Origin of the sequence: Arthrobacter sp. Hiyo1 (assembly GCF_001263615.2) — a bacterium.
Classification (GTDB): domain Bacteria; phylum Actinomycetota; class Actinomycetes; order Actinomycetales; family Micrococcaceae; genus Arthrobacter.
In genome coordinates this window covers 347,986-354,476 of record NZ_DF952473.1, presented here as the reverse complement: position 1 = coordinate 354,476, position 6,491 = coordinate 347,986, and the positions used below count along the sequence as shown (strand labels likewise).

The following is a 6,491-nucleotide window of genomic DNA, read 5'->3' as shown; positions in this document are numbered from 1 at the left end:
CTGCGGATAGCGGCCGGAATCGTCGAGCCGCTCCATGACCACGCCGGACCTCGCTGCCAAAGGCACCCCCCGGACGGGATTGACGGGCGCGCCCGGTGCGGCCGGAACGTGGATGGCGACGAGGAACGCGGCAAGGTCCTCGGCTGCCGCGTTCCGTAACTCCTGGGGCGCCCGCGCCGCGGAGAGTCCCTCCAACCAAGGAGTCACGCTCCACGGCCATGGATAATCCGCGGATGGCCGCCCCGAATGGATGGGGCTGGGGAGGGGCACTGGCGAACGCTTGGCATACCCGGGGAGATAGTGCTGCTCATGCAGTATCAGCTGCGCTGCCGCCTCCCGGCGGGGCAAGCGGACGGCCCACTCCTTGCCGAGCCGGTACATGACGTTGTCCCAGCCGTTGGCCACCAACTCCAAGGGAAGGTCGGCGAGCCCTGGCAGTTGATCTTCGAGCAAACTCCTCACCAACCCTGCGGTGATGTCCAGCTCGGCCTGCGGCATGAGTGCCATATTCCGGGGCCTCCGATCAGCAATATCCGGGTCCATTACGCCTGGGCAGCGTGTGGGCATACCGGGACAAGCACAGGTGCCGTACGATGCAAATGCAACAGCATTATTCGAATGATTTTAGGGGAATCCGTGACTGAGATCCGCCAGCCGACTCCGAGGCGCGGAACCAATCTGCCCCGCATGGGGGACTTCAACCTGACCGTCATTCTCGACGCAATCAGGCGTTCGTCCGGCGGACTGAGCCGGGTGGAACTCGCCCAGATTGTCGGCCTTTCACCGCAGACCATTTCGAACATCTCCCGCCGCCTCCTGGATCAACATCTCATTGTCGAAGCGGGCAAGGAAGGCAGCGGCCCGGGCAAGCCCCGCACCATCCTGCGCCTGAACCCTTCCGGAATGTACGCGCTTGGCGTCCATCTCGATCCTGCGGTCATCACCACCGTGGTCCTGGACCTGGTCGGAGACGTTGTGAAGCACTCCAGGATTCCCACGCCGGCCGGAAGCAATCCGCAGCGCGTCATCGCCGCCATAGCGGAGGAAATCAAGGCGCTGATCGAAGATTCAGGTGTTGATACGGGAAAGATCGCGGGACTTGGCGTCGCGGCGCCGGGCCCCATAGACCTTGACGAGGGTACGGTCGTGGATCCGCCCCTCATGACGGGTTGGGACCGGGTGCACTTGAGGGACGCCCTTGCCGAAGCCACCGGGCTCGAGACCCTTGTGGACAAGGACGTTACCAGCGCGGCCGTCGCCGAAACCTGGGCGGGCGGGGCCAGCGGCACCGGAAGTTTCATCTTCATGTATATGGGTACCGGTATTGGTTGCGGCATCGTCTTGAATGACGAAGTTGTCCGTGGAACGTCCGGCAACGCCGGTGAGATCGGACACATCATTGTCGATCCGGACGGGCCAGCATGCGATTGCGGCCTGCGCGGTTGCGTCAAGTCCTCCTGCATCCCGCAGGTGCTCGTGGCCGAAGCCGAAGAGCAAGGTGTCCTGAACGGTGGCCGCAAAGGCACCGAAGGCCCGGAGGTCCAGGAAGCTTTGCCCGGCTTTGCGATGCCGCGGATGCAGGTGACGAACGGGCCATCGCGATCATAGACAAGTCGGCGGTGCTGGTTGCCCGGGCGGTCGCGGTGGTGACCAACACCCTTGACGTCGAACGCGTCGTGTTTGGCGGCCCGTTCTGGGGCCGGATGTCTGAACGTTACCTGGATCGCATTCCGCCCTTGCTCGCGGCCAACAGCGCCGCCAACAGCATCCACGGCATCGAGGTTGTCGGGACCGGAGTGGGCGAAGATGTCGGCGCCATCGGCGCGGCCTGCCTGGTGCTGGAACATACGCTTGCGCCGCGCGCCCAGCGGCTCCTTTTGGAAGGCTGAGGCCTTCACCACGTCCTGCGTCGCAGGGTCGCATTTATCAATATCGGTAACAGGCTGGGCCAGCTGAAGTGTGGGGGCTGCAGCCGCTTGAAGATCGGAGCGTCATGCGTCGCCCAGTCCGGATCGGAGCAGCACTGCTCGGCGTCGTAGGCCTTTTGGCCTCGGCCGCCTGCTCTGCCCAACCGCAAGCTGTTAACAAACAAACCATCAAGATCGTCTATCAAAAGACGGACTCCTTCACCGCCCTGGACAAAGTCTTCCAGGACGCCAAACAGGAATTCGAGGCGGCAAACGCCGGCGTCACCGTGGACTTGGAGCCCATCCAAGCCAACGACGACGATTACGGCACCAAGCTCGCGCTGGCCCAGCGTTCCCCGGACACGGCTCCGGACGTCTTCTACGAGGACACCTTCAAGGTCCGCTCGGACGTCGACGCCGGATACTTGCTGAAACTCGACTCGCAGCTGGCCGCGTGGGACGAGTGGTCCAAGTTCAACGAGGGTGCCAAGGCCGCGGGACGCGGTGACGACGGCAGCATCTACGCCGTCCCGCTCGGCACTGACACGAGGGCCATCTGGTATAACAAGACAGTCCTCCAGAAGGCCGGCATCTCGGTGCCCTGGCAGCCGAAGACCTGGGAAGACATCCTGGTTGCGGCCCGCACGATGAAGGCCGCGGATCCGGGCGTGATTCCCTTCAGCATGTACGCCGGAAAAGGCACCGGTGAGGGAACCGTCATGCAGAGCTTCTACGAATTGCTCTATGGAACGGGAAGCTCCCTGTATTCGGAAAGTGACAAAAAGTGGGTTGTGGGTTCCAAGGGGTTCACCGACTCGCTCCAGTTCCTGAAGACCCTCTACGACGAGAAGCTTTCCGTGACCCCTGCGGATGCCCTCGATTCGAACGTCTGGAAGAAAGTCTTTGGACAGTGGCTGCCGCAAGGCAAAATGGGTGCCACCGTGGAAGGCTCCTACGCGCCGTCTTTCTGGCAGAAGGGCGGCTCCTACGAATGGGCCGGCTATGCGCAGGACATGGGAGTGGCCATGTTCCCGACACAGCGTGGACAGGATCCCGGTGGCGTGAGCATGTCCGGTGGATGGACGCTCGCCGTCGGCGCGAAGACCAAGACCCCGGACCTGGCCTTCAAGTTCCTGACGACTGCCGTGAACAAGAAGAATGCCTTGGCGTTTGACGTGAACAACTCGCAGATCGCCGTCCGCACCGATGTCGCTTCCGATCCCGGATACCAAGCGGCCAACCCGTTCGTGAAGGATGTTTCCGATTTGGTGGGCGTCACCCACTATCGCCCGGCAACCGCCGACTATCCGAAGATCTCCCTCGCGGTCCAACAAGCCACCGAGGCTGTCATCACCGGCAAACAAAACCCCGCGGAAGCCGCAGCCGAATACGACGCTTCGGTCAAGAAACTCGTCGGCGAAGCCAAGGTCATGCAGAAATGACGCATGGCAGTCCCTGATTCCCTCAACCGCGGTTCCCTGCGACGCAGATCGCCCGTCCGAAAGGCTCTGCGTCGCAGGCTTCGCTTGTTGCCGGTTTTGCCGTCAATCCTGCTGTTGGCCCTCTTCATGGTGGCACCTGTGGCGTGGTCCTTCTACGCCTCCTTCACCAACGCCGCATTGTCCGGCAAGGCGGCCTTGAACCCCCAATGGGTCGGCCTGGACAACTACGCGCGGATGCTGACGGATTCGGTCTTTCCGCTCTCGGCATGGCTGACGGTAATTTTCGTGGCCGTTTCCGCGATCCTCGGACAGAACGCCCTGGGCCTGGTCATCGCCCTGTTGATGACGAGATCCGGGGGAGCGACGGCGTCGCTGGTGGGCACGGTGGTGGTCGCGGCGTGGATCCTGCCGGAGATCGTGGCGGCCTTCGCGGCCTACGCGTACTTCAGCCAAGACGGCACACTCAACCAGCTCTTGGCAATGTTCGGTGTCCAAGGCACCAACTGGCTCTACGCTTTTCCGATGGCCGCCATCATCCTGGCCAATGTGTGGCGCGGCACCGCGTTCTCGATGCTGGTCTACAGGGCCGCGCTTTCCCAGGTCCCGCGCGATATTTCCGAAGCCGCCCTCATGGACGGCGCCAGGGGTTGGCAACGCCTGGCTTTCATCACCCTGCCGATCATCCGGGGAAGCATCGCCACGAACCTCATGCTGATCACCCTCCAGACTCTCGCGGTATTCACCCTCATCTGGGTGATGACGGCCGGTGGTCCCTCCAACGCGAGCACCACCTTGCCCGTGCTGGCGTACCAGGAAGCCTTCAAGCTCGGAGACATCGGCTACGGCACCGCGATCGCTTCGGTATTGATCCTGATCGGCATGGTCTTCGGGGCTGTGTACGTCAGGCTGATCCGCGGGGCGAAGCCGTGACCTCCCTGCGGCGTGCGCCCGTGCTCGCCGGGAAGCGCCCGACGGCGGTACCAGGCGGCGGCTCCGCGTGCGCTTCGCTGCCAATGCGGCTTTGGCCGTGATTGGGCTGTGCTTTGTGCTGCCCCTTGCGTGGTTGCTTCTCGCCTCCGTTGATCCGAACGCCGGATACGAGACGCGGTGGCCGCAATCGGCGTCGCCCGCCAATTTTGCCGCCGTGATGACGCCCGGGCTGCTCTTCCACCCGCTCGTGAACAGCTTCCTGCTCTCTGCCGGAACCGCCGTCGTGAACCTGGCAGTTGCCGTGCTCGCGGCCTATCCGCTGTCCCGCTACCAATCGCGCTTCAACAAGCCGTTCCTCTACGCGATCCTGTTTGGCACTTCGCTCCCGGTCACGGCGATCATGGTGCCGGTCTACGGCCTGTTCGTACAGTTGCAATTGCTGGACTCGATGCCGGCAACCATTTTCTTCATGGCAACCACCACCTTGCCGATGGCCATTTGGATGACCAAGAACTTCATGGACTCCGTGCCGTTGGAGCTGGAGGAAGCCGCCTGGATGGACGGCGCCTCGGGACTGGCCACGCTGCGGAGAATCGTGGTGCCCCTGATGAGGCAGGGGCTGGGAGTGGTGTTCATCTTCGTCTTCATCCAGGCCTGGGGGAACTTCTTCGTCCCGTTCATCCTGTTGTTGTCTACCTCAAAGCAGCCGGCCGCGGTGTCTGTCTTCAGCTTCTTTGGCCAGCACGGAGCCATTGCCTACGGGGAACTTGCCGCGTTCTCCATCTTGTATTCGGTCCCGGTGCTTATCCTCTACACGGTGGTCGCCAAGGGTTCGGGAAGCGCGTTTGCGCTGTCCGGCGCGATGAAGGGCTGAGCGGCCGACAGCCAGGACTCAGTCGATGTCCTCCACGATGGTGCCGTAGGGGATGGAATCATCCAGGTGTGCTTGGTGGCCGGTGAGGCCGCGGTTGTAAAGCACCCGCACCCCGTGAAGCTTGTCCGCGGCCGATTGCATCAAGATGGGGCGGACGGTTTGGATGAACCGCTCGTCCTTGCCGTCGAGGTATTCCTGATAACTGGCTGGAAGCTGGATCATGGCAAAAGAATAGTCCTGCAGGACCGTCATGGGGAGGGCTCGCAACGGGCTTCTCTGTGGCGTACTGTTTTCGGCTTTAAACCCTGCCAGTAGCCAAAGCGAACAATCTTCAGAAATCAGGCGAAACCTAGCGTAAAAATGCGTCTTAATTCGGCGGGGGATTTGTGGCGCCCGGAACCCCGATCTAGAGTCGTATTCAAGTTACCGCGGTAACGTGTCAGCGATCCTCCGCCGGATCTGCCTCTTGAAGGCAGGCAGGAGGGTGTGGGTGCCCCCATGTGGGCCTGACATTTGCACACGGACAACTTCATTCCAGGCGTAACAGTCGCGGCTGCGCCCTGCTGGAGTTCGTTGCGTGTATCCCCAAACTCAATTCACCGATTCTGCAGTCCATGGACCTGGCTTTCAAGTCCGTGAACGCAGGCCCGCTGACACACAGCCAAGGACGCAAATGTCACCACCAAGCCTCATCGACACCCATCCAAACTTGACCGGCACGGCTCCCGTTGCCCTGTCCTACGAACTTTTCCCTCCCCGCTCTCCCGCCGCCGCGGAGTCCCTCTGGACGACCATCGGGGAGCTCGAGGCCACTGACCCCGATTTTGTCTCGGTCACCTACGGCGCCAGCGGCTCCAACCGGGACACCGCCGTCGAACTCATCAACCGGCTGCTGCTCGAAACGACCCTGCGGCCATTGGCCCACCTGACCTGCGTTGGAAACACCCCGGAGGAATTGGCCGAGATCATCGGCGAGCTCCTGGACAACGGCGTGCGCGGCATCCTTGCGCTGCGCGGCGACCTCCCCAAGGACAGCGGACAGCCGGTCAACGGTTCGCTGCGCTACGCCCAGGACCTGATCGAACTGATCCGGCGCGTGGAACAGCGACGTTCGGCCCTGCTGTGCGCGGGCAAGATCGCCGTTGGCGTGGCCGCCTATCCCACCCGCCACCCTGAGTCGCCGAGTGTGGAGCACGACGTCGAGGTGCTGCTTGCGAAGCAGCGTTCGGGCGCAGACTTCGCCATCACGCAGGTCTTCTTCCACACCGAACAATATGCGGACCTGATCTCCCGGGCCCGGCGTGCGGGCGTCACGATCCCGATCATCCCGGGCGTCAT

General features: G+C 62.7%; 6 protein-coding genes and 1 pseudogene. 5 read left to right on the top strand and 2 right to left on the bottom strand.

The features are described 5' to 3' along the window. Positions 1–507, bottom strand: a 507-nt coding sequence (locus AHiyo1_RS17085) for a phosphotransferase (protein ID WP_172465620.1), incomplete at its 3' end; no start/stop codon positions are given. Between the two features lie 180 nt (positions 508–687). On the opposite strand from AHiyo1_RS17085, the pseudogene AHiyo1_RS17080 reads away from it, so the two are divergent. From AHiyo1_RS17080 to AHiyo1_RS17065, 4 genes and pseudogenes are all read left to right on the top strand, one after another. Continuing rightward, a pseudogene (locus AHiyo1_RS17080) lies at positions 688–1,889 on the top strand (ROK family transcriptional regulator). 104 nt (positions 1,890–1,993) lie between these two features. Further along, the gene (locus AHiyo1_RS17075) at positions 1,994–3,349 is read left to right on the top strand and encodes an extracellular solute-binding protein (RefSeq protein ID WP_059389336.1); all 1,356 of its coding nucleotides are present in this window, start codon (positions 1,994–1,996) and stop codon (positions 3,347–3,349) included. A gap of 126 nt (positions 3,350–3,475) precedes the next feature. Continuing rightward, a complete protein-coding gene (locus AHiyo1_RS17070) occupies positions 3,476–4,279 on the top strand; it encodes a carbohydrate ABC transporter permease (protein ID WP_253257420.1) in 804 nt (267 codons plus the stop codon). Between the two features lie 67 nt (positions 4,280–4,346). Then, the gene (locus AHiyo1_RS17065; protein WP_059389335.1) at positions 4,347–5,153 is read left to right on the top strand and encodes a carbohydrate ABC transporter permease; all 807 of its coding nucleotides are present in this window, start codon (positions 4,347–4,349) and stop codon (positions 5,151–5,153) included. An 18-nt stretch (positions 5,154–5,171) separates the two neighbouring features. On the opposite strand, the gene AHiyo1_RS17060 is transcribed toward AHiyo1_RS17065, so the two are convergent. Then, on the bottom strand, positions 5,172–5,405 hold the full coding sequence (locus tag AHiyo1_RS17060) for a hypothetical protein (protein ID WP_059389334.1): 234 nt from the start codon (positions 5,403–5,405) through the stop codon (positions 5,172–5,174). Between the two features lie 421 nt (positions 5,406–5,826). Between AHiyo1_RS17060 and AHiyo1_RS17055 the strand changes: the two genes are divergently transcribed. Continuing rightward, the coding region (locus tag AHiyo1_RS17055; protein ID WP_059389333.1) for a methylenetetrahydrofolate reductase at positions 5,827–6,491 on the top strand (665 nt) is incomplete at its 3' end.